Consider the following 23,177-nt stretch of genomic DNA (forward strand, 5'->3'; position numbering starts at 1 on the left):
CATTGTTGCCGAAGATCAGACAGTGCCTGTTGGGAACGACATGCCGGCCAGTCTGTGCGCGAAGCCGGACGCCTCGTGCGCATTGATGTCGGCGGCCCGGATCAGATTGTCGAAATGCTGGATCAACGTCTGGATCGGCTGGGTGGCGTTGAGCACCAGATACATGTCGCCGACATAGATGGCGGCGCGATAAGGGCCGAAGATTGTGTAGGGGATCGAATAGCGCATGCGCCCGTCATAGAGAAACAGCCGGAAGGTCGGATAGAGGTCGTCGAGCAGCGTCGCCATGTGCAGCAGCTGCGCGCGCCGGTCGGCTTCGGGGAAACGGTCCCAGACACCCAGCCCGCGGGCAAATATCTCCAGCGTGTGGCGCGGCATGCAGACTTCCATGTCGGTCTCAGGCCGCCTGTTGTAGTCGATGCGGTATTGCGTTTCGCCGGCCTGCGCCAGGCGGCTCTTGTTGGCGATGCCGGCTTCGTAGTCGACCAGCGCTTCGGTGCGCAGAAGATCGGGAATGCCGGCAGGCACGTAGCGGATCTTGGTGCCTGCCGCCTCGGCATGCCATTTGGCCAACAGCGTGCGGTCGAAACCATCCGGTGCCTCTTCGATCTCCAGGCTTTCGCGGATTTCGCCGGTGAGACCTTCGTCCTGGCTGAGGCCGAGGAGCCAATCGAGCGACACCTTGAACTCGGCGGCGATGTTGAGCAGTGTTTCGGCGCGGGGCAGGCGCGTCGAGGCGCCCGACAGCAGTTGCGACAGCGCCGAGCGGTCGATGCCGACCGCGGTTGCGAAGGCCGACTGATTCAGGTCGGAGCGTGTCAAGAGCATCTTCAGTCGCTCGCGGAAGATCGTCGACAGGTCGCGCTTGTCCATGTCCGTGCTCCACCTGGATTGAGGAAAAATTTGCGCCGGAACCGCTCCGAGGGTGGCGTTAGGCGTAAATGAATCCCTAAGTCTGTTTACAATGTATAACATGTGCGGTCAAAAATGCGCAATCGCAACAGTTCGTGCACTTTGTCTCGTTGAGTGGAATCATTTCTCCTGACACAATGCTGTCAGGAATCAATTGGGATTCCGGCGACTGAGGGGCAGTGGTCGATAGCATGACGAGCAAGAGCATCAGGCGACACAGCGTACGGGCCATTGAGTGGCCAACCGTGGTACTCGCCTTCTTCTGCTACGCGACATGGCTCGCCACCGGTTTCCTGCTCTGGCCTTCCTATCCCGTCCTGGCGCTCGCCGTCCTCGCCTTCACCGCCGCATTGCAGTCGTCGATCATGCACGAAGTGCTGCACGGGCATCCGACGCGCAACGCGCGGGTCAACGAAGCCTTCGTGTTTCTGCCGATCGGTCTGGTCTGGCCGTTCCGCCGCTTCAAGACCATTCATCTGCGTCACCACGCCGACGAGCGGCTGACCGACCCGCTCGATGACCCGGAAAGCTATTATCAGGCGCTCTGGCAGCATGACGAGCTGCCGCCGACGATGAAATTCCTGCTCAAGATCAACAACACCATGGCAGGCCGCTTCGTGCTCGGCCCGTGGCTGTCCTGCGTCGGCTTCTTCATCGACGATGCCAAGCAGGTGATCGCCGGCGACAAGCCGATCCGCAAGGCCTGGCTGCTGCATGCGATCGGCCTGGCCGTCGTGCTGCCGATCGTTCAGTTCGGCTTCGGCATCCCGCTGTGGCTTTACATTCTGGTGCCGGTCTGGCTCGGCCAGTCGCTGATCTCGATCCGTACGTTCGCCGAGCATCAATGGTCGGAACATCCGGAAGGCCGTACGGTGATCGTCGAGCGCTCGCCGCTGTCGTTCCTGTTCCTCAACAACAATCTGCATTTCGTCCATCACAAGACCCCGACCGTGGCCTGGTACAAGCTGCCCAAGCTGTTTCGCGACCGCCGTGAGGAATGGCTGCGGATGAACAATGGCTATGCCTATCCGAATTATTTCGCGCTGGTCAAAGCCTATGCGTTCAAGGCGAAAGAGCCGATCGTGCACCCGGTGCTGCGGCGTGCGCCTGAGCCGGGCAGGGCCTTCAAGCCGCGCATCAGGGCGCGCAGCATCAGCGGGCTCGGCAGTGCGCCGGTTCCCGCCGAGCCGCCCAAGGAATAATTCCGGCCTACCCGGAATCCGTGTCGGCCAATTCTGATTGGACGCCGCGTTTTCGCGATCCTTTTTCCAGACATGATGATTTGATATCGGCATGAGTGAATTGGTTGCGGCGTTGCCGATGTATGATTGGCCCGAAATGCGCGATGAGGTCGACGCGCAATGGGTGCTGCTGCGCGATGCGTTTCGGCAAAAGGGGATCGACGCGCCGGGAGCCATCGTGCGGCGCAATGGCGACCTGCCGCCGGTGCCGGGCGGAATTCGCGATGCTGCCGGTGCATTGATCGCACCCGATCCCGCGACATTGCCACCGGATGAACTCGATTTCCATAGATTGTGGCTGCATCCTTTGCTGCTGTTCGCGCAGACCTGCTGGGGGCCGATGGAACTTGGCCTGTCCAGGCATGTGCAGGTGGTCGGCCAGCCGAGCTATGACGCCTATGAAGGCGGGCAGGGCGAGCTCTATTCGAGCGCTCTGGTGATGCGGATAGGCGAGGGACCGGAAGTTCGATCGCCTACGGATGGCAGCGCTCTCATCCCGCTCGATCTGATCCGCGGCAAGCGCTTCACCTTCAACAGCCTCGATTCCATGTCGGGCATCATTGCGCTGACGCGCGACCTGCAAGCGGCCGGCGAAGGCTTGGACATCTTTTCGTCGCGTAGCGAGAGCGGCGGTCACCGCGCTTCAATCGTCGCCATTGCCGAGGGCAGGGCCGATGTTGCAGCGATCGACTGCGAAAGCTGGGCGCTGGCGCAGCGCTTCGAGCCAGCAGCGCGGAAAGTCGCGATCGTCGGCTGGACCGGACGGCGCAAAGGCCTGCCGTTCATCACGGCGAGGGCAACACCGGAAAAGACAGTCAGGGCAATGCGAGAAGCGCTTGCCGGACTATCCGAGCAGCCTCGTATCCAGCGGGTAGGTTGAGAGCTGTTCGTTGCCGGTCTCGGTGATCAGGATCTGCTCTTCGAGCTTGACGCCTTCGCGCCCGCCAAGCCGGCCGATATAGCTTTCCACGCACAGCACCATGCCAGGTTCCAGCACGCCGTCCGGCGTGTCCGATGTCCAGTCGCTGGCATGCGGCAAGGTCGGGTATTCATCGGCCAGACCGACGCCGTGATAGAGCACGCCGTAGCGCGTCGGGAAGCAGTCACCCGGCGGCACCGCCGAGGCTTCGACGAGGGCGCGAAACGAGATGCCTGGCTGCATCAGAGCCATGTTGTGTTCGATCTGGTCGGCGGCGATGCGGAACAGGGCGCGCTGTTCATTCGACGGGTTTGCATCGCCGCACAGCCAGGTGCGCGACAGGTCGGCGCAGAAGCCGTAGGGGCCGATCAGGTCGGTGTCGAAGGCGACGAGATCGCCAGCCTCGATCTTTCGCGAAGAGCATTCCTGGAACCACGGATTGGTGCGCGGGCCTGACGTCAGCAGTCGCGTCTCGATCCACTCGCCGCCGCGCGCGATGTTGCCACGATGCAATTCCGCCCATAGCTCGTTCTCGGAAATGCCCGGCTTCAGCGCCTGTTCCATCTCGCCCATCGCCGCTTCGCAAGCGACAATCGCCCGGCGCATGGCGAGGATTTCGTCCGGCGATTTGATCAGCCGCGCGTTCTCCATCACTGCTTCGCCATTGCCGATGGAAATGCCGAGGCGAGCCAGCTCCTCGACGCCTTCGGGATTGATGTGGTCGACAGCGATGCGGCTGTTGCCGCTACCATGTTCCCTGACCAAATCGGCTATTCCGGCGGCCCAACGGCGGACCTTTTGCTCGGTCAGCTCACCGCCATAGAGATACATCCACGACACCGCCGGCCGCACCTCGTTGACGACGCCGGAATGGTCGGACAGGTGCTCGCAGGAAAAATAATCGAACAGCACCACCGGGCCTTCAGTGGCGATAAAGCAATGCCGCGTCGGATTGTGCGCCACCCAAAGCTGCATGTTGGTGCTGTCGGTGGCGTAGCGGATGTTGACGGGGTCGTAGAGCAGGGCGCCGGCATAGCCGCGCCGCTTCAACTCGGCGCGGATACGCTCCAGCCGGTATTTTCGCATCGCCGCCAGGTCGGGCGCGGCAATGCCTGCCGCCGCCCACTCAGCCTCGGCCCGCGGGCCATAGCCCAGCACATGCTGATTGAGCGAACCCGCCTTCTGACGGGAGGCGTCGCGCAAAGCTTCGATCGAGCCCGGCTCGAACGGCATGATCTTGCGGTGGCGGCCAAAGCTGCCCTTCGGCCCCGCGCTGTCCATCGTCGAACCTCAGGTCCGCATCTTCTCGCCGCTCGGATCGAAGGGCGCTTCGACATTGATGCGGGCCGGGCGCCGGTGACCGAGGATCTCGATCTCGAACAGCCCGGCACTTTCGTCCTCGGCAAGCGCTGCGGGGATATAACCCTGCGCCATCGACTTCTGCACATAATGCGCATAGCCGCCCGATGTGACCCAGCCGACCACGCGCCAGTCGCCGTCGACGATGCCGCGCACGGCGGATGCGCCTTCGGCAGCCTTGGAGCCACGTATTTCCTTGCCGCCCTTGTCGAAGCGCGGCGCGCCATAGCCATGCGGCTTTTCCACCGTGCCGTAGTCCTTGCTGACCTTGGCCCAGATCGGCTCGTCGCCCATGACATCGGCGTCGGCGGCATCGACGATGAAGGAGACGCGGCGCAGCTTTGGCCCCTCGGCCTGTTCCTTGGCGGCGGCCTCGCGGCCGATGAAGTCATTCTTCTCGAGCTTGATGAAGCGGTCCATCGCGCCTTCGAACGGTCCATAGATCGGCCGCAACTCGCGGAACCAGGTCGGAAAGTTCTTTTCGAGGCGCATGGAGAGCAGAGCGCGCATGCCGAAATCGACAAGGCCGAATTCCTCGCCGGCGTCCTTGATTGCTTTGTAAACCAGGCGTTCGTAGGCCGGCGCCATCCAGATTTCATAGCCGAGGTCGCCGGTGTAGGTGATGCGGTTGACCATGCAGGGCGCCCCGCCAACAGCCATCTCGCGGAAATCCATGAAACGGAAGGCTTTTGTCGAGACGTCGACATCGACCAGTTTCTGCAGCAGGTCCCGTGATTTCGGCCCGGCGATCGACAGGCCGACCAGCGTCTGGTCGAAGCGGTGGATGCGCACCGTTCCGTCCTTCGGCAGGTGCTTCTCGAACCAGCGCATGTGGTATTTCTGCGCCGCCGAAGAGCCCCAGATCATGAAGCGGTCTTCTGCCGCCTTGGCGATGGTGAAGTCGCCGATCAGCTTGCCGAACTCGTTGAGCATCGGCGTCAGCACGATGCGGCGGGTCTTCGGCATGCGGTTGGTCATCAGCCGGTTGAGGAAATCCTCGGCCGCGGGTCCCGAGACTTCGTATTTGGCAAAATTGGCGATCTCGGTGACGCCGACGCGCTCACGCGTGGCGCGCACTTCCTCGCCGATCGGCCCAAAATCGTTGGAGCGATGGAAGGAGACGATATCCCTGGGTTCCTTGCCTTCAGGTGCGAACCAGAGCGGGGTTTCGAGGCCCCAGCTGTCGCCCATGACCGCGTTGCTGGCCAGCATCGTGTCGTAGAGCGGCGTCGTCTGCGCCGGACGTGCCGCCGGCAGTTCCTCATTGGGGAAGCGGATGGAGAAGCGGCGCGAATAGTTTTCCCGCACCTTGGCGTTGGTGTAGCGCAGGCCGGCCCATTCACCGAAGCGTGTAACATCCATGCCCCAGACATCGAAGCCAGGATCGCCATGCACCATCCAGTTCGACAGCGCCAGACCGACGCCGCCGCCTTGGCTGAAGCCGGCCATCACGGCGCAGGCGCACCAGAAATTGGTCAGGCCCTGCACCGGGCCGACCAGCGGGTTGCCGTCCAGTGCGAAGGTGAAGGGGCCGTTGATGATCTGCTTGATGCCGGCCTTCTCGATGCCGGGGAAATGCTTGAAGCCGATTTCCAGCGACGGCGCGATGCGGTCGAGGTCGGGGGGCAGCAATTCATGGCCGAAATCCCACGGCGTGTTGACCGGCGACCATGGCTTACAGGCTTTTTCATAGGTGCCGAGCAGGATGCCGTTGCGCTCCTGGCGGGTGTAGATCTCGCCCTTGAAGTCGAGCACGCCGATCATTTCGCGGCCGGTCGACTTGTTGAATTCCTCGACCTCCGGCATCGGCTCGGTGAGCAGATACATGTGCTCCATGGCAAGAACCGGCAGCTCGACGCCGACCATGCGGCCGATCTCGCGCGCCCACAGGCCGCCGCAGTTGACGACATGCTCGGCCTTCACCGTGCCCTGTTCGGTGACGACATTCCAGGTGCCGTCGACCTCCTGCGTCAATTCCACGACGCGGTTGCGCAGCACGATCTCGGCGCCGAGTTTTTTCGCCGCCTTTGAATAGGCGATGGTGGTGCCGGACGGGTCGAGATGGCCTTCGACCGGATCCCACATGGCGCCGACGAAATTGGTCTCGTCCATCAGCGGGAACATCGCCTTGGCTTCGGAAGGGGTGATCAGCTCTGTGTCCATGCCGAGATAGCGGCCCTTGGCGTGGGCAAGGCGCAGGAAGTCCATGCGCTCGGGCGTATCGGCCATCATCACGCCGCCGGTCAAATGCAGCGAGCAGGACTGGCCGGATATCTCCTCGATCTCCTTGTAGAGCTGCACCGTATAGGCCTGCAGCTTGGCGACGTTGGGGTCGCCGTTCAGCGTGTGGAAGCCGCCCGCCGCGTGCCAGGACGAGCCGGATGTGAGTTCAGAGCGCTCGATCAGCATGATGTCGGTCCAGCCGGCCTTGGCCAGGTGGTAGAGAACCGAGCAGCCGACGACGCCGCCGCCGATGACAACCGCTTTTACGTGAGATTTCATCAAGATAGGTCCGCTTTTGGAGAGATTGAATCGGGGGAGTGGGGCGTGCCTGTTTCGCGACGGCTGCGTGTTTCGTGAATGGCTTCCCCCACTCCGTCGCTGCTTCGCAGCGCCACCTCTCTCCCCTCCGGAGGGAGAGGAAGGGCGCTAGCCGGTATAAGCTCGCGCCCTTCCTCTACCCCGTGGATCGGGGGAGAGGTGTCGAGCGCAGCTCGACGGAGTGGGGGTCGACTGTTCATCAACAACACAGATGATCAAAAATCGGTCGGCGCGCCGCCCTCGGACCGCCGCTTGGCGACGAAGGCGTTGAGTTCCTCGTGGATGGCCGGGTCCATGTAAGGCTCCTCATAGGACGCCAGCCGCTCCTTCCAGACCTTGTTGGCCTTTTCGAGCGCCGTCGGGGAGCCGGCTTCCGCCCAGGTCTCGTAATTGCGCCAGTCGGAGAGGATCGGCGAGTAGAAGGCGGTCTTGTAGCGGTCCTGCGTGTGCTGGGTGCCGAAGAAATGGCCGCCCGGGCCGACCGACTGGATGGCGTCGAAGCCGAGTGCCTCTTCGGAAAGGTCGAGCGGGGTCAGGAATTCGGCCACCATCTGCAGCAGGTCGATGTCCAGGATGGTCTTCTCGTAGGAGCAGCGCAGGCCGCCCTCGAGCCAGCCGGCGGCATGCATCATCAGGTTGCCGCCGCCCTGGATGGCACCCCACAGCGAGAATACGCTTTCATAAGCCGCCTGCGCGTCGACCGTGTTGGCGGCGCAGGTGTTGGAGGTGCGGTAGGGGATGTTGTAGCGGCGGGCAAGCTGGCCGCCGACGAGCTGCGCCTTCATGTATTCCGGCGTGCCGAACGCCGGTGAACCGGACTTCATGTCGACATTGGAGGTGAAGCCGCCATATCCAACGGGGGCGCCCTTGCGCACCATCTGGGCGAAGGCGATGCCGGCAAGCGCCTCCGCGTTCTGCTGCACCAGTGCGCCGGCGATGGTGACAGGCGCCATCGCACCCGACAGGGTGAACGGCGTCACGACGACGACCTGGCCCTTGCTCGACATCTGGATGATGCCTTCCATCATCGGCACGTCGAGCTTGAGCGGCGAATTGGTGTTGATGATGGTGAAGACGGACGGCTCTTCGAGCATCTGCTCGTGGCTGATGCCGCGCGCGATCCTGGCGATCTCGATGCCGTCGACATTGCGTTCCTTGCCGAGCGAATAGATGTGGAACACCTTGTCGGTGAGCACACTGAGATCGCGGATGCATTCGAGATGGCGGACGGATGGATGGATATCGGTCGGCTCGACCGGGTAGCCGCCCGTGCAGTTCAGAATGTTGTGCATCTGCGCGAGTTTTAAGAAATTGCGGTAGTCCTGCTGGTTGCCGGGCCGGCGGCCGCGATCGATGTCGGAGCAATTGGGCGCCGACGCCATCATCGAGACGATCACATTGTTGCCGCCAAAGCGCACATTGTGCGCAGGATTGCGGGCATGGATGGTGAATTCCGACGGGCAGTGCGACACCAGGTCGAGGATCATGTCGCTGTCGAAGCGCACCCGCTCTGAACCGTCACGCACGTCGGCGCCATGCGCCTTCATGATGCTGCGGGCCTCGTCATGCAGCACGTCGACGCCGATTTCCCGCAGCACGCGCAGGGAAGCGAGGTGAATCGATTCCAGCTCGTCGTCGGAGACCAGCCTGGTTGGCGCCAGCGGGTTCTTCAACTGGCGAAAAGCCGGCTGCTCGAACGCGGCCGAGCCGCCGGCGCGCTTTCCAGCGCGGCCGCCGCGACGGGCACGGTCGGTGGCCAATGCCGGTTCTGAGGGTTGTAGGGCGGCGGTCATGATGGTCCTCGTGGGATGCGATAGCGGGCGGCATAATGGACCGGCGGCTGTCCGGCCATTGCGGAGGCGACGACCACTAGGGCGAGGGAAGCGACATGCCGGAACGACAGGTGCCCGGCCGCGACATCGGCTTGATCAGGTTGCCGCGTTGGAGCAAGCGGATTTCGGTGGCCGGCCCTTCCCTTCCGGGGATCGAACCGATAGCTACTTGGCTTGCCGGCCTGATGGCCAGCAGTTCATCTGGATGGCAGCATGGTCGCGACCGGCTCGAGCGAAGGCGAAGCAGGAACGCAATGGGCAGCGCTTGCCGGCGTCACCGCGGCACTTGCCATGTTTGGCGCCGCGCAAGGGCTGAGCTCGCCGCTGTTCACATTGCTGATGCAGAAGCAAGGCATGTCGCCGGCGCTGATCGGCCTGTCGGCGGCGATGATGCCGCTCGGGCTGATCCTGTCGGCTTCCTTCGTGCCGGCGGCGGTGCGGCTGGTCGGCGGGCGCAACCTGGCGGTCGGCTGCTCGCTGACCGGCGCGCTCTGCTTCCTGGGCATCGGCTATCTACAGGACTGGGTGGCGTGGTTCGTCATCCGCTTCATCATCGGCGTGGTCATCAATCCGCTTTATATCCTTGGCGAGGTGTGGGCGCTGTCGCTGGCACCGCCGTCGCGGCGCGGCCGGGTGATGGGCGTGTTCAACACGCTGATGGGCGCCGGTTACGCCGCCGGACCATTCGCGCTGACCCTGCTCGGCACGTCGGGCTGGGCGCCTTTCATGGTCGGCGTCGCCGGTTTCGCGCTCTGCGCGGTGATCCTGCACGCCGTCTCGTCAAAGCTCACCGGCTTCGAGGATGACGGCCAGCCTGCCAGCGGCCTTGTCGGGTTTGCCAAAATGGCGCCGGCGCTGCTGCTTGCCGTGCTTGTCTCGGCGGCGGTCCAGCAGAGCACCTATGCGCTGGTCCCGGTCTTCGGCGCCAGCTATGGCCTGGCGGAAGCCGTTCTGGCCTCGCTGGTGATGGCGCTTTCCCTCGGCAACATCCTGCTGCAGATACCACTCGGCCTTCTGGCGGAGCGTTTTGGCGGCCGCGCCATGATCATCGTCTGCGCACTGGCAACAACCGTTTGCGCGCTTTTGCTGTCTCTGCTGATCACAACGCCGTTGATCTGGGTGGTGCTGCTGGTGATGGGCGCGGTCGGTTACGGTGTCTACACCATGGCATTGGTCGAACTCGGCAGCCGGTTCAAGGGCTCTGTGCTGGTCGCCGGCAACGCTGCCTTTGCGCTGATGTGGGGCGTTGGTGGCATCGTCGGCCCACCCGGTGCGGGCCTGCTCATGCAAGGCATCGGCCCACTTGGGCTGCCGGTGGTTATTGCCGCTCTCGACGCGGTGCTGGTGATGTTCGCGCTGTACCGCTCATCCATGCGCCGAGCTTCCTGATAAGCCCAACCTCCTGACAGGCCCAGCCTCCTGACAGGCCCAGCCTCCTGACAGGCACTGTCTGGAGCAAGCAGTTTTCGCCCGCCAGGGGCTTACCTCTGCGCAACTCAATCGCTAATCCTGCAGCCCGACAGCGGTGCGTACATGAATTTGGTTGAATCGAACAAGGACGAGACGATGCAATGGGCGGCGATCACCGGTGTGATCGCGACCGTCTCGGTGTTCGCCATCGCGCAAGGGTTGTCCTATCCGCTGCTGAGTTTCATCCTGCAGCGCCAGGGCGTTTCGCCAGCGATGATCGGCTTGTCGGCGGCCATGACGCCGATTGGCTTCATTCTGTCATCGCCGTTGATCCCGGCGCTGGCCCGCCGATTCGGGGCAGGGCGCACCGCGCTCACCTGTGCGGCCCTTTCGGCTGTCGTGCTGGCGCTGATCGGCTGGACGCAAAATGTCTATTTGTGGTTTCCCCTGCGCTTCCTGATCGGCGTCGTGACCAATCCGCTCTATGTGCTGAGCGAGATCTGGGTGATCGCGCTGGCACCGCCGGCCCGACGCGGCCGCGTCATGGGTGTCTATTCGACGATCATCTCGGCCGGTTTCGCGACCGGGCCACTGTGCCTGCTTGCAGTCGGCACTGAGGGCTGGCCGCCCTTCCTCGTCGGCATTTTCGCCTTCGTGCTGTGTGGCATTTGCCTGGCCTCGGTGCTGCCGCGTTTGCCCAAGGTCGACGAGGCCGGGCACCAGGTTTCCGTCCTGGGTTTCGTGCCGCTGGCGTGGCTGCTTTTGTTCGCCGTCATAGTCGCCGCCGGCTTCGAACAGGGTGCGTTGGCGTTGCTGCCGGTCTATGGCACCCATCACGGCATCACCGAAACCCGCATGTCGGCGCTGCTGTCGGTGATGATCGCCGGCAACATCGCCATGCAGGTGCCGCTCGGCCTTTTGGCGGAAAGGCTTTCCGCGCGCCTGGTGCGGCTTGCCTGCGTCGCGATCACGGTGCTCGGCTGCGTCCTGCTTCCGCTTCTCATCGAGTCGCCGCTGATCTGGCCAATGATCTTTGTCTGGGGCGCGGTTTCCTACGGCATCTACACAATGTCGATCATCGAGCTCGGCGAACGCTTCACCGGCTCCGCACTGGTCGCCGGCAATGCGGCCTTTTCCTTGATGTGGGGCGTCGGCGGCATCGCCGTGCCGCCGCTGGCGGGGGGCGCCATGGATGTTATGGGCGCCGGCGGACTGCCGATCACGCTTGGGCTGCTGTGCCTGGCGCTGGCCATTGCGAGCCTCGCTGGTCGGCGGAAAGCCTCAATTGTGCGCTGAACATGGTGAATATCGACGGCCTGTCGGCGTTGGCTTTTTCAAAGCAACGCGTTTATCGGAGACCTCATGACCAAGCCTGCCACCCAGACGCCGAATTCCGCCCCCACGACCGACGATCCCTTTCTCTGGCTGGAGGACAGGACGGCCAAGCAGTCATTGGACTGGGTACATCGCCAGAACGAGATCACGGTTGGTGAATTGCAGGGCGATCCGTTCTATCAGGCGTCGTTCCAGACCGCGCTCGACCTGATGACGGCCGAGGACAACATCGCTGTCGGCGCGGCAAAAGCCGGCCATGTCTACAATTTCTGGCAGGACAAGACCAATGTGCTCGGCCTCTGGCGCCGCACGACCGTCGCTTCCTACAAGACCGAGAAGCCCGACTGGGAAACGATCATCGACTTCGACCAGCTTGCGGCGGAGGAAGGGATAAAATGGGTTTTTGGCGGCGCCAGCCGGCTCTATCCCGACTTCAACCTTTGCCTTGTCTCGATGTCGCCGGATGGCGGCGACGCCAGCGAGATGCGCGAATTCGACATCGCGACCAAGTCGTTTGTCGAGGGTGGGTTTCGTGCACCCGCTTCCAAGTCGGGTTTCAGCTGGCTGGATAAGGACACCGTGATTGTTTCGGCCGCTTTCGACGAGGCCGACAAGACCGAGTCCGGCTATCCGCGAATCATAAAGCTGTGGAAGCGCGATACCAAGCTGGAAGACGCAACGCCGATCTTCGAGGCGCAGAAAGAGGATCTCGCCGTTGGTGCCGCTGTCGAGTACGACGGTGACAGACGCTATCTGGTCCTGGCTCGAACGCTGAATTTCTTCGCTTCGCACATCTTCCTTCGGCTGCCTTCCGGCGAAAACAAACAGCTGCCGCTACCGGACGACATGACCGATACGGCAATATTCAGGGATCAGCTCGTGTTCGGCGTGCGCAGTGCATGGACGGCGCCCGACGGCACGGTTTGCAAGCCCGACGGCCTCTATTCGCTGGACCTGGCGCGCTGGGTCGAAACCGGCGCGATCGGGCCTGTCGAAACCTTGTTCGAGCCGGCCTATCGCGTTTCCATAGCCGGCATTGCCCGCACGCGGGACCGGCTGTTCGTCAGCCTGATGGACAATGTGCGCGGCAAAGTCGTCGTCTGCGAGCGCATGGATGGCAACTGGTCGCTGAAACCGGTGGCGCTGCCCGAAAATGGCAATGTCGGCATCAGTCATGCCGAGCAGTTCGGCTCGAGTGTGTCCTTCTCCTTCACCGATTTCCTGACCCCGAGTTCGATCATCTGGTCCGACGACAATGGCGAGACGCTCGCCACCGTGAAGTCGCAGCCGGCGCGTTTCGATGCCTCGCCGCTGATCTCGGAACAGTTCGAGGCGCGCTCCAAGGACGGCACGATGATCCCCTATTTCGTCGTCAGGCGGCGCGACCAGAAAGGTCCGGTGCCGACGCTGCTTTACGGCTATGGCGGCTTCGAAGTGCCGCTGCTGCCCGGCTATGCCGGCGTGCGTGGTAAGCTGTGGCTGGAGAAAGGCAATGCCTATGTGCAGGCATGCATCCGCGGCGGCGGCGAGTTCGGCCCGGCCTGGCATCAAGCGGCGCTCAAGGGCAATCGCCAAAACGGATTCGACGATTTCGCAGCGGTCGCGCAGGACGTCGTCAAGCGCGGCATCGCGACAGCAAGCTCGCTCGGCATCCAGGGTGGTTCGAATGGCGGCTTGCTGACCGGCGTTTCCTTGACGCAGCATCCCGAGCTTTTCGGCGCCGTCATCATCGAGGTGCCGCTGCTCGACATGCTGCGTTACGCCGAATTGCCGCCTGGAGCCTCGTGGATGGCCGAATATGGCGATCCGTCGAAACCCGAAGACGCGAAGTGGCTTTCAGCCTACTCGCCCTACCAGCATGTCGACGCCGCTGCCGCCTATCCGCCTGTGCTGCTGACCACATCGACCGCTGACGATCGAGTCCATCCCGGCCATGCGCGCAAGATGGCCGCCCGCTTGCAGGAAGCCGGCCATGCGAGGACGCTGTTCTTCGAGGAGACCGAGGGCGGCCATGGCGGGCGTGGCGACCGCCGGCCGCAGGCGGCGCAGACGGCGATGAAATATGTCTTCCTGCAAAGGGCGCTGACAGCCAAGGCCTAGAGTCATTCAGTTATGGGCCAAGCAAAGGGTGGTTCTCCTCGAGCAGCCTTTGCTCTAAGGTGGCTTCCATGGCTCTCGTCAGGACGTTGATTGACGCATTTGAGGCTCGCGCATTGCGGGTCGCGGTGACGCCGTCACCGCGCACGCTGCGCGCCGAGCTTTTGCGGCTGTGTGCCCGCATCGGCTATTCGCCACCTCTCTGCCTCTGAAGCATTCGCCCCGGCTTGGCCGGATAGAATCCAGAGGGAAGATCAGACATGACCTATCAGAATTATTCGCTGACGCAGCTTCAGCAGATCGACGCCGCGCATCATCTGCATCCGTTCACCGACCACAAGGAAATGCGCGGGGCCGGGTCGCGCATCATCACCCATGCCAACGGCCCTTTCATCTACGATTCCGAGGGGGCTGAAATCCTCGACGGCATGGCCGGGCTGTGGTGCGTCAACATCGGCTATGGCCGTGACGAGCTGGCCGAGGCCGCCTATGCCCAGATGAAGGAACTGCCTTACTACAACTCCTTCTTCAAATGCTCGACGCCGACGCCAGTGCTGCTGTCCAAGAAGCTGGCGGAGATCGCGCCGAAGCACGTCAACCAGGTATTCTACGGCTCTTCCGGGTCGGAAGCCAACGACACCGCGCTGCGCCTCGTGCGCCACTATTGGGTGCTGGAGGGCAAGCCGGAGAAGAACCGCATCATCTCGCGCAAGATGGCCTATCACGGCTCGACCGTTGCCGGCACCTCGCTCGGCGGCATGGATGGTATGCACAAGCAGCTCAACGGTGCGGTGCCCAACATCGTCCATGTGATGATGCCCTATGCCTATGAGCTGGCGCTGCCTGGCGAGAGCGATCATGATTTCGGTCTGCGCGCGGCCGGGGCTGTCGAGGAGGCGATCCTCGAAGCCGGCGCCGACAAGGTTGCCGCGTTTATCGGCGAGCCGATCATGGGAGCCGGCGGCGTGAAGATACCGCCGGCGAGCTATTGGCCGGAAGTGCAGCGCATCTGCCGTAAATACGATGTCCTGCTGATGCTGGACGAAGTCATCACCGGTTATGGACGCACCGGCGAATGGTTTGCCGCACAGACACTCGGCATCGAGCCAGACACGATCACCACGGCCAAGGCGCTGACCTCGGGCTATCAGCCGCTGTCGGCATTGCTGGTTGGCGACCGCATCGCCTCGACGCTGGTCGAGAAGGGCGGCGAGTTCAACCATGGCTACACCTATTCCGGGCACCCGGTGGCCTGCGCCGTGGCGCTGAAGAACCTCGAGATCATCGAGCGCGAAGGGCTGGTCGACCGCGTCCGGAACGACACCGGCCCTTACTTCGCCAAGGCGTTGCAGGAGCGCATTGCCGGACATGATCTGGTCGGCGAGGTCCGTTCGATCGGACTGATGGGCGCGATCGAGATCGTCAAGGACAAGGCGACCAAGGAGCGGTTCCTGCCGGCTGGAAGTGCGGCGGTAACCGTGCGGGATCACGCCATCACGAATGGCATGATGCTGCGCGCCACCGGCGACACGATGATCCTGTCGCCGCCGCTGATCTGGACCCGCGATACGATCGATATGGCCTGCGACCGCATCTCGAAGGCGCTGGATCTGGCGCAAGCCGATCTTCGCAAGCGGTAGAACTCGACCCCTTGGCTGGGCGCTCTTCGGCGGGCGCGCCCAGCCTTGAGACCATGCCGAAGCGGCGAGGGAACGAATTCCATCACAAGCGCGTAGTGTGTGGGGCAGCGGCTGATTCGGCCGCCACAAGGGGTTTGTTTCCATGAGAAAAACCGGCAAGAGCCGACGGACGCGAGAAGCGGCCAGCATCGGCGGCGACCTGATGCTGGCGCCGCTGGTGGCGATGATGCGGCTGCCGTTGATGGCCATGGATGGCGCGAGCCGCCAGCCATGGAGTACGGAGACGGCGCGTGCGGTCAACGAGAAGACCGCCGCTATGGCCGAAGGCGCGTTTGCGGCACAAATGTCTTTCCTGCAATCGGCATCGCGGTTCTGGCCGGAAGTCTTTTCCGGCCGCACGCCGTCGCTGTTCAACGGGGTTGCGGCGGAGCGCTCGATCAGCGCCGCGCTGAAGCCGGCAAGCCGTGCCGTGAAAGCGAATTTTCGCCGGCTGTCCAACAAGACCTGACCGGGGTTGCAAAACTTTGATTTTGCGCATCGAGGAGCGCATGCGCTAGAATCAGTCCGTACGTTACCGATTGGGGACATGATGGCCGGACAACCGCTCAACCAGCCGGCTGAAATTCCAGCCGAACTCGACCGCTGGAACTGGGGCGCCTTCTTCCTCAACTGGATCTGGGGCATCGGCAACAGCACCTTCATTGCGTTGCTGGCGCTGATCCCTGTCGTCAACATCATCATGATCATCGTGCTGGGCGCACGCGGCAGCCGCTGGGCCTGGCAGAACCGCGCCTGGCGCGACCCGGAGCAGTTTCGCAAGACGCAGCGCAACTGGGCAATCGCCGGCCTTGCCGTCTGGGTGGTCGGGATTGGCGGCTGCGCGACGATGGTCGGCAGCATTCCCTACGTCCTGAAAGGCAGCGATGCCTATCTCATGACGATGGACAGGCTTCGCGCCGACGACCGCGTCAAGGCGGCGTTGGGTGATGATTTGACCGACAGTTTCTGGGTCGGCGGCCATCTCAACGTCGATGCGAATGGGGCTGGTGACGCCCAGTTCGGCATTCCGGTCCACGGCGCCAGGGGCAAGGGCACGGCCTATTCGACGGCTGTCCGGACAGCCGGCACGTGGAGCCTGCGCCTGCTGGTCGTCAGGGTCGAGGGAGCCGATGCGCCGATCGTGCTGATCAACGAAGATCATGTCCCGATCCCGAATGCTGCAATCGGAATATAGCTGGGCAAAACGCAAAAAAGCGGCCTGAACGCGGGCGGGACAGCTGACAGTTCGGCCGGCTTCGTGGCCCAACAGTCGGGTGACCGCTGCAGCGTTCCAGACAAGGAAATATGCTGAAAAGCCGGATGCTGTCTGACAGTATGCGCATGCGTTCATGTGGACCGGTGGCAATTTCAGACAAGGGCACGCGCATATGGTGAGTTCCTTTCGTGCGGTCGTGGTCGGTGGCGGCTGTGTGGGCGCCGGCATTCTCTACGGCCTGGCAAAGCGCGGCTGGACCGATGTGGCATTGCTGGAGCGAACACAGCTTACGGCCGGCTCGACATGGCATGCCGCGGGGCTCATCCCCTCTTACGCGCGCAGCCGCAATGTCGGCCGCATGATCGCCAGATCGATCGCGATCTATGAAGGCCTGGAGGCGGAGACGGGCCAGAACGTCGGCTGGCACAAATGCGGGCAACTGCGCATTGCCAACACGCGCGACAGGCTGGACGAGTACAGAAGCTACATGGACGTTGCCGAGGTCCAGGGAGTGCGGGCCCGGATCGTATCGCCCGCGGAGGCGCGCGAGATCTGGCCGCTGCTCGACAACAACACCATGCTGGGTGCCCTCTACCATCCCGATGACGGCCACATTGCACCCGCCGATGTCACCCAGGCCATGGCCAAGGGTGCACGCGACCTCGGCGCGAAGATCCATCTTGATACCGAGGTCGTGGGTTTCGAGCGGATGCCGAGCGGCGAGTGGAGAGTCAAGACCTCACGCGGCGAGATCGTCTGTGAACATGTCATCCTTGCAACAGGCAATTACGCACGCCAGACAGGCGCCATGCTGGGCCTGGACATTCCCGCGATTCCGATCCTGCACCAGTATTGGATCACCGAGGCGGTTCCCGAAATCGTGGAACGCAAACGGCTTGGTCTTCCGGAGATGCCGATCCTCAGGGACGAGGGTTACGAGGGCTATCTGCGCGAAGAGGGAGACGGGCTGATGTTCGGTCCCTATGAGCGCACCGAGCAGCTCAAGCTGTTCGCCGAAAACGGCGTCCCGGAATGGTTCGGCGCCGATCTGCTCGATGAAGATTTCGATGCCGTTTCCTGGAACTGGGAGCGCGCCACCGAACTGGTTCCCGCGCCCGGGCGCGCCGGCATCAAGCGCAATGTGCGAGGACCTTTCCAGATGACGGCCGATGAGCTGCCGCTGATGGGGCAGGCGTGGGGCCTGGAGAATGTCTGGCTCGCCGAAGGGGTGCCGGGGGGCATCCTTTGGGGCGGTGCGATTGGCTACTACCTCTCCGAACGGATCGTGGAGGGTGGCAACAGCATCGACACGGCGGAGCTGGATCCCCGCAGGTTCGGCCGCTATGCCAACAAGAACTGGACCCGGGCCAAGGTCCGGGAAGCCTGGGGCACCCACGCCGTACAGCACTATCCGGGCCAGGACATGCCGGCGGCGCGACCGCAGAAAACGGCCCCGTCCTATGACCGCCTAAGTCAGCTTGGCGCGGTATGGGACGTGTTGAACGGCTGGGAGATGCCGAGCTGGTTTGCGCCCGCGGGTGTCGAGGCGCGCAATGTCTACAGCTGGCGCCGGACCCCCAAGGGGAACCACGTCGCCGCAGAGGTCCAGGCTGTCCGCCAGGCCGCCGGTCTGGTCGAGATGACACCAATGACCAAGTTCGAGGTCGGCGGGCCGGGCGCCGAGGGCTGGCTCGACGGAATCCTGGCCAACAGACTGCCGCGTCCCGGTCGTGTCGCTCTTGCCCATCACCTGACGCCGACCGGCGGCGTGCAGGCCGAGTATGTGGTGGCGCGGCTGCAGAGCGACCTGTTCTATCTCATATCGACGCCGCGCGCCGAACGCTGGAACCTTGACGATCTCGACCGGCTGTTGCCGAAGGACGGCAGCGTGCATCTGCGCAACGTCACGGAGGATCGCGGCAGCTTCACGGTGATTGGGCCGAAGGCGCGCGACATACTGCAGCCGCTGACGGAGATCGACCTCTCCAACGAGGCCTTCCCATGGTTCAGCGTACAGTCCGGCACCGTCGGCATGGCCAGCGACGTACGGCTGCTGCGTGTCAACTATTCGGGTGAGCTGGGATGGGAACTCTATCATCCACTCTGCTACCAGCGGCATTTGCTGGATGCGCTTCTGGCATCGGGAGAGGCACACGGGCTGAGGCTGGTCGGACTTCAAGCGCTGGAATCGCTTCGTCTCGATAAATCCTACCGGGCCATGTACCGCGATATGAACCCCGAATTGTCCGCCTGGGAAAGCGGCCTCGAGCGCTTCATCAGCCTCGACAACAGGGACTTCATCGGCCGGGCGGCACTGGTCGCGAAACAGCAGCAGGTTACACGCCGGATCGCCACACTGTCGATCGACACGGATGGTGCGAGCGCATTCGCCTTCGAGGGCGTTTACCGCGAAGGCGAGCTCGTCGGCCACATCACCTCGGCGGGCTATTCCTACACTTTTGGTCACGACATAGCACTTGCGCTGCTGCCCCTGGAACTTGTGTCGCCCGGTACCGAGCTCGAGGTTTCGATCCTCGGCGAGCGCCGCGCGGCAAAGGTGATCGCCGACTCGCCCTATGATCCGGAAAGCGCCCGCGGGCGCATGTGAGGTATCCCGGAGTACAGTTTCCGGTTCATCGATGTCTCAAACGTGCTGCAGGGTAAAACGCAAAAACCGCGCTCCATCGGGAACGCGGTTTTGCCAGATACGCATGGCGCTTCGCTACGCAAACACTTTGCGAAACTTATGGCACTTGTCGAAACTTACGGGCTCCGGTACGCGAGACCTGATCCGGAGCGCCGGACGGATGAGATGTCCGCCTCACAGTCCGTTTTATAGGGACATCGTTACCGCGGAGTTATCGAGAGCTTAAGCAAATCTAAATTTTCATTTTTTCCACCGAAGGAAACCGGAAAAATCCGCCAAATCCGCCAAATCCGCGGGTTACGCCGGGCTACCCCTGAGAAAATTAATTATGCCGGAGAAATCGACGCCGCCATGTCCCTGGGCGTTGAACAAGGCATAAAGCTGAGCCGCTTCGGCACCAAGCGGCGTTACAGCACCCGCACCTTGCGCGGCTTCCTGGGACAATTTCAGGTCTTTCAGCATCAAGGCGGCTGCAAATCCTGGGTTGTAGTCCTTGTTTGCGGGCGAAGTCGGCACCGGGCCGGGCACCGGGCAGTAGGTGGTCAAGGACCAGCACTGGCCGGAGGAGGTCGAGGCGACGTCGAACAGCGCCTGATGCGACAGGCCGAGTTTTTCGGCCAGAACGAAGGCTTCGGCGACACCGATCATCGAAATGCCGAGGATCATGTTGTTGCAGATCTTTGCTGCCTGGCCGGCGCCGTCGCCGCCGCAATGGACGATGCGGCCGGCCATCGGCTTCAGGATCGGCTCGGCGGCAGCGAAGGCATCATCGGAGCCTCCCGCCATGAAGGTCAGCGTGCCGGCTGCGGCACCCCCGGTGCCGCCCGAGACCGGTGCATCGATCGACGACAGCCCGTGCTTCCTGGCGACGGCATGGGCTTTGCGGGCTGACTCGACGTCGATGGTCGAGGAATCGATAAAGAGTGCGCCTTGCCTGGCCTTGGGCGCGATGTCTTCGTAGACGGAGAGGACATGCTTGCCTGCAGGCAGCATGGTGATCACCACGTCGGCATCCTTCACCGCGGCCAAGGCATTCGCCATAATCGTCACGCCATGTTCCTTGGCGACGGTGAGGTTTTCCGGAACGAGGTCGAAACCGTTCACCGCATGCCCGGCCTTGACCAGATTGGCGGCCATTGGATTGCCCATATTGCCGAGGCCGATGAAGGCGATCGTCGTCATTGTCTGTCTCCCAGAGTTGCTGGCTTCAACGGCCAATCAGCGCGCGAGCGATGATGACGCGCATGATCTCGTTGGTGCCTTCGAGGATCTGGTGCACGCGCAGGTCCCGCACCAGTTTCTCGATGCCGTAGTCGTGCAGGTAGCCGTAGCCGCCGAGCAGCTGCAGTGCGTCATTGGCGACATTAAAGCCGGTGTCGGTGACGAAGCGCTTGGCCATCGCCGACCATTTGCCGGCATCCGGCGCCTTGCGGTCGAGCTTCGAGGCGGCGGCATAAAGGAAGATACGCGCCGCCTGCAGCTCGGTCTCCATGTCGGCCAGCCTGAATTGCAGCGCCTGGAATTGATTGATCTTCGAGCCGAAAGCCTTGCGCTCGGCGGTGTAGGACAGCGCCTTGTCGAACGCCGACTGCGCGCCGCCCAGCGAACAGGCGGCGATGTTCAGCCGGCCGCCGTCGAGCCCGGCCATGGCGATGCCGAAGCCAGCGCCTTCGTCGGACAGAAGGTTCTCCGCCGGCACCTTGCAATCCTCGAAGATGACCTGGCGGGTCGACTGCATGTGCCATCCCATCTTGTACTCGTTTGCCCCAAAGGAGAGGCCCGGCGCATCTCTGGGCACGACGATGGTGGAAATGCCTTTCGGCCCGTCCGCGCCGGTGCGCACCATGACGGCATAGACATCGCTGTCGCCGGCGCCGGAGATGAACTGTTTGGTGCCGTTGAGCACATAGTCGCCGCCGCTCTTCACCGCACGGGTCTTGAGCGCCGCGGCGTCGGAGCCGGAGCCTGGCTCGGTCAGGCAGTAGCTGGCCAGCCATTCCATCGAAGTGAGCTTGGGCAGGAAGCGCTGGCGCTGTTCGTCATTGCCGAAACGGTCGATCATCGAGGCCACCATGTTGTGGATCGAGATGAAGGACGAAAAGGCCGGATCGGCGTGCGACAGCGCCTCAAAGATCAGCACGGCGTCGAGCCGGCCAAGTGCCGAGCCACCGACATCGTCCCTGATATAGATGCCGCCGAGCCCGAGCGGGCCGGTCTCGCGGATCACGTCGGCCGGGAAATGCTTGTTGCGGTCCCAATCGAGCGCATTCGGTGCGACACGGTCGGCGGCGAAGGCCTGCGCCATCTCCTGGATGGCGCGCTGCTCCTCGTTGAGTTCGAATTGGCTGGTGCTCGCATCGACCGCGGCGTCCATGGCGTGCTCCCTGTGTGCTGGCCAGCTAGCTCGCTGGCCTGTTGTTTTTGGCTTTGCGCGCGCACCAATCTAGACCAATGATGCCGCCGCGCAACCCGATCCCCTGCGGAGCGGCTGTGCATCAATGCATGTCCGGAGCAAGATGTGACGACAAAATTCGATGAACTGCTGGGCCGGTTCCACGCATACCTTGCGACCGTGGATCATGTCCTGATGCGCGATGCCGTGGCCCGGATCGGCTGGGACATGCCGGCCCGCACGCTAGAGCCGCGTCCGCTTGCCTGCCTGCGCCATCTCGATCGCGCCGCCGAACTGGCGCCTCCGGATGCCAAGCCGCTGGTGCAACTGCTTGCCGGACGTCGGAATGATTTCCGCTGGGGGCAGACTTATGGCGAGGCGGATTTCGGGAAAGAGTTCATCGAGAATTACGGCTGGCTGGAAGTGTTCGGCACACGTGGCCACTTTGCCAATGACGCGGCCGCCGCCGGCCTGCTGATTCTTGGACCAGATATCGTCTATCCCGACCACCATCACGTCGCCGAGGAAATCTACATTCCGCTGACCGGCGGCACCGAATGGCGCATGGGCGAGAGCGGCTTTTGCATGCGTACGGCCGGCGAGGTCGTTCATCACGCTTCCAACGTCAATCACGCCATGCGCACGGGCAAAGACCCGTTGCTGGCGCTGTACATCTGGCGCGGCGGGCCGTTGGCGCAGAAATCCGATATCACCGGAACCGTGGCGCAGGGCAGGGACTGATGGCCAAAGCGATCATGCTGCAAGGCACGGGTTCCGACGTGGGCAAGACGGTGCTGGTCGCCGGCCTCTGCCGCGCGGCAAAAAAGCGTGGGCTGAAGGTGCGGCCGTTCAAGCCGCAGAACATGTCGAACAATGCCGCCGTCGCCGAAATTCCAGGTGACAACAATGCCGGCGGCGGTGAGATCGGCCGCGCGCAATGGCTGCAGGCGATCGCTTGCGGTGTCGCACCATCGGTCCACATGAACCCGGTGCTGCTGAAGCCGCAGACCGATGTCGGCGCGCAGGTCATCGTGCAGGGCAAAATGTTCGGGGAAGCGCGGGCGCGCGACTACCAGGCGATGAAGGGCCGGCTGATGGACGCCGTGCTGGAGTCCTGGGGCAAGGTCGGCGAGGGCGCCGATCTGGTCATCGTCGAGGGCGCCGGCTCGCCGGCCGAGATCAACCTGCGCAGCCGCGACATCGCCAATATGGGCTTTGCCACGCGCGCCGATGTGCCCGTGGTGCTGGTCGGCGACATCGATCGCGGCGGCGTCATCGCTTCGGTGGCCGGCACGCATCTGATCCTGCCGGAAGAGGACCGGCGCATGATCGCCGGCTATCTCATCAACAAGTTCCGCGGCGACGTTTCGCTGTTTGACGACGGCCTGAAGTCGATCGAGACATTCACGGGCTGGCGCTGTTTCGGTGTCGTTCCGTGGCTGAAGGCGGCGGCACGCTTGCCTTCGGAAGATTCGGTGGTGCTGGAGCGGCTGGCGTCCGGCGAAGCGCGCGCGTTGAAGGTGGCGGTGCCGATGCTTGGCCGCATCGCCAATTTCGACGATCTCGACCCGCTCAAGGCTGAGCCGCAGGTCGAGGT

The 23,177-nt window shown here is 63.2% G+C and carries 18 protein-coding genes; 12 read left to right on the top strand and 6 right to left on the bottom strand.

The genetic code is table 11. The features are described from left to right. Positions 1 to 15: 15 nt before the first annotated feature. Complete coding sequence (locus tag EN990_RS19975) at positions 16 to 873, bottom strand: helix-turn-helix transcriptional regulator (RefSeq protein ID WP_013531192.1); 858 nt, start codon at positions 871 to 873, stop codon at positions 16 to 18. A 230-nt stretch (positions 874 to 1,103) separates the two neighbouring features. Here EN990_RS19975 and EN990_RS19980 point away from each other — a divergent pair, with 230 nt between their 5' ends. Next, positions 1,104 to 2,114 carry a fatty acid desaturase gene (locus EN990_RS19980; protein WP_024501297.1) on the top strand — a complete coding sequence of 337 codons (1,011 nt, stop codon included), beginning with the start codon at positions 1,104 to 1,106 and terminating at the stop codon, positions 2,112 to 2,114. Positions 2,115 to 2,205: 91 nt separating this feature from the next. Beyond that, on the top strand, positions 2,206 to 3,033 hold the full coding sequence (locus EN990_RS19985) for a PhnD/SsuA/transferrin family substrate-binding protein (protein ID WP_127369929.1): 828 nt from the start codon (positions 2,206 to 2,208) through the stop codon (positions 3,031 to 3,033). Here EN990_RS19985 and EN990_RS19990 read toward each other — a convergent pair. The 3 genes from EN990_RS19990 to EN990_RS20000 all read right to left on the bottom strand — a co-directional run bounded on the left by EN990_RS19990 (position 2,998) and on the right by EN990_RS20000 (position 8,765). Beyond that, on the bottom strand, positions 2,998 to 4,353 hold the full coding sequence (locus EN990_RS19990; RefSeq protein WP_127369928.1) for a Xaa-Pro peptidase family protein: 1,356 nt from the start codon (positions 4,351 to 4,353) through the stop codon (positions 2,998 to 3,000). The genes EN990_RS19985 and EN990_RS19990 overlap by 36 nt on opposite strands. Positions 4,354 to 4,362: 9 nt before the next feature. Further along, a complete protein-coding gene (locus tag EN990_RS19995; protein WP_127388353.1) occupies positions 4,363 to 6,933 on the bottom strand; it encodes an FAD-dependent oxidoreductase in 2,571 nt (856 codons plus the stop codon). A gap of 254 nt (positions 6,934 to 7,187) precedes the next feature. Beyond that, on the bottom strand, positions 7,188 to 8,765 hold the full coding sequence (locus EN990_RS20000; protein ID WP_127384787.1) for a trimethylamine methyltransferase family protein: 1,578 nt from the start codon (positions 8,763 to 8,765) through the stop codon (positions 7,188 to 7,190). A 252-nt stretch (positions 8,766 to 9,017) separates the two neighbouring features. Here EN990_RS20000 and EN990_RS20005 point away from each other — a divergent pair, with 252 nt between their 5' ends. The 8 genes from EN990_RS20005 (at position 9,018) to EN990_RS20040 (ending at position 19,149) form a co-directional block, all read left to right on the top strand. Beyond that, complete coding sequence (locus EN990_RS20005) at positions 9,018 to 10,193, top strand: MFS transporter (protein ID WP_127384788.1); 1,176 nt, start codon at positions 9,018 to 9,020, stop codon at positions 10,191 to 10,193. A 144-nt stretch (positions 10,194 to 10,337) separates the two neighbouring features. Next, the gene (locus EN990_RS20010; RefSeq protein ID WP_024501292.1) at positions 10,338 to 11,510 is read left to right on the top strand and encodes an MFS transporter; all 1,173 of its coding nucleotides are present in this window, start codon (positions 10,338 to 10,340) and stop codon (positions 11,508 to 11,510) included. 66 nt (positions 11,511 to 11,576) lie between these two features. Then, positions 11,577 to 13,649, top strand: coding sequence for a prolyl oligopeptidase family protein (locus tag EN990_RS20015; RefSeq protein ID WP_127384789.1), 2,073 nt, complete (start codon positions 11,577 to 11,579; stop codon positions 13,647 to 13,649). Positions 13,650 to 13,717: 68 nt separating this feature from the next. Continuing rightward, positions 13,718 to 13,858: a capsid protein gene (locus tag EN990_RS20020; protein ID WP_082826679.1), complete on the top strand. Its 141-nt coding sequence runs from the start codon at positions 13,718 to 13,720 to the stop codon at positions 13,856 to 13,858. 48 nt (positions 13,859 to 13,906) lie between these two features. Next, the gene (locus EN990_RS20025) at positions 13,907 to 15,286 is read left to right on the top strand and encodes an aspartate aminotransferase family protein (RefSeq protein WP_127365792.1); all 1,380 of its coding nucleotides are present in this window, start codon (positions 13,907 to 13,909) and stop codon (positions 15,284 to 15,286) included. A gap of 142 nt (positions 15,287 to 15,428) precedes the next feature. Then, complete coding sequence (locus EN990_RS20030; protein WP_127384790.1) at positions 15,429 to 15,794, top strand: hypothetical protein; 366 nt, start codon at positions 15,429 to 15,431, stop codon at positions 15,792 to 15,794. 81 nt (positions 15,795 to 15,875) lie between these two features. After that, on the top strand, positions 15,876 to 16,520 hold the full coding sequence (locus tag EN990_RS20035) for a cytochrome c oxidase assembly factor Coa1 family protein (RefSeq protein ID WP_024501290.1): 645 nt from the start codon (positions 15,876 to 15,878) through the stop codon (positions 16,518 to 16,520). A gap of 193 nt (positions 16,521 to 16,713) precedes the next feature. After that, positions 16,714 to 19,149 (top strand): FAD-dependent oxidoreductase, encoded by a 2,436-nt coding sequence (locus EN990_RS20040; RefSeq protein WP_127388354.1) that lies wholly within the window; start codon positions 16,714 to 16,716, stop codon positions 19,147 to 19,149. Between the two features lie 336 nt (positions 19,150 to 19,485). On the opposite strand, the gene mmsB is transcribed toward EN990_RS20040, so the two are convergent. Beyond that, positions 19,486 to 20,370 carry a 3-hydroxyisobutyrate dehydrogenase gene (gene mmsB, locus EN990_RS20050; protein ID WP_127369756.1) on the bottom strand — a complete coding sequence of 295 codons (885 nt, stop codon included), beginning with the start codon at positions 20,368 to 20,370 and terminating at the stop codon, positions 19,486 to 19,488. Between the two features lie 25 nt (positions 20,371 to 20,395). Continuing rightward, positions 20,396 to 21,562 carry an isobutyryl-CoA dehydrogenase gene (locus EN990_RS20055; protein WP_127384791.1) on the bottom strand — a complete coding sequence of 389 codons (1,167 nt, stop codon included), beginning with the start codon at positions 21,560 to 21,562 and terminating at the stop codon, positions 20,396 to 20,398. Between the two features lie 144 nt (positions 21,563 to 21,706). Between EN990_RS20055 and EN990_RS20060 the strand changes: the two genes are divergently transcribed. Together EN990_RS20060 and EN990_RS20065 are read left to right on the top strand one after the other, a co-directional pair. Then, positions 21,707 to 22,321 (top strand): dimethylsulfonioproprionate lyase family protein, encoded by a 615-nt coding sequence (locus tag EN990_RS20060; RefSeq protein ID WP_013531208.1) that lies wholly within the window; start codon positions 21,707 to 21,709, stop codon positions 22,319 to 22,321. Next, positions 22,321 to 23,177 (top strand): cobyric acid synthase (locus EN990_RS20065; RefSeq protein ID WP_127388355.1); only part of this gene is annotated, 857 nt, incomplete at its 3' end. The genes EN990_RS20060 and EN990_RS20065, both read left to right, overlap by 1 nt.

Source organism: Mesorhizobium sp. M7A.F.Ca.US.005.03.1.1 (genome assembly GCF_003997975.1).
In the GTDB taxonomy this organism is placed as follows: Bacteria; Pseudomonadota; Alphaproteobacteria; order Rhizobiales; family Rhizobiaceae; genus Mesorhizobium; species Mesorhizobium ciceri.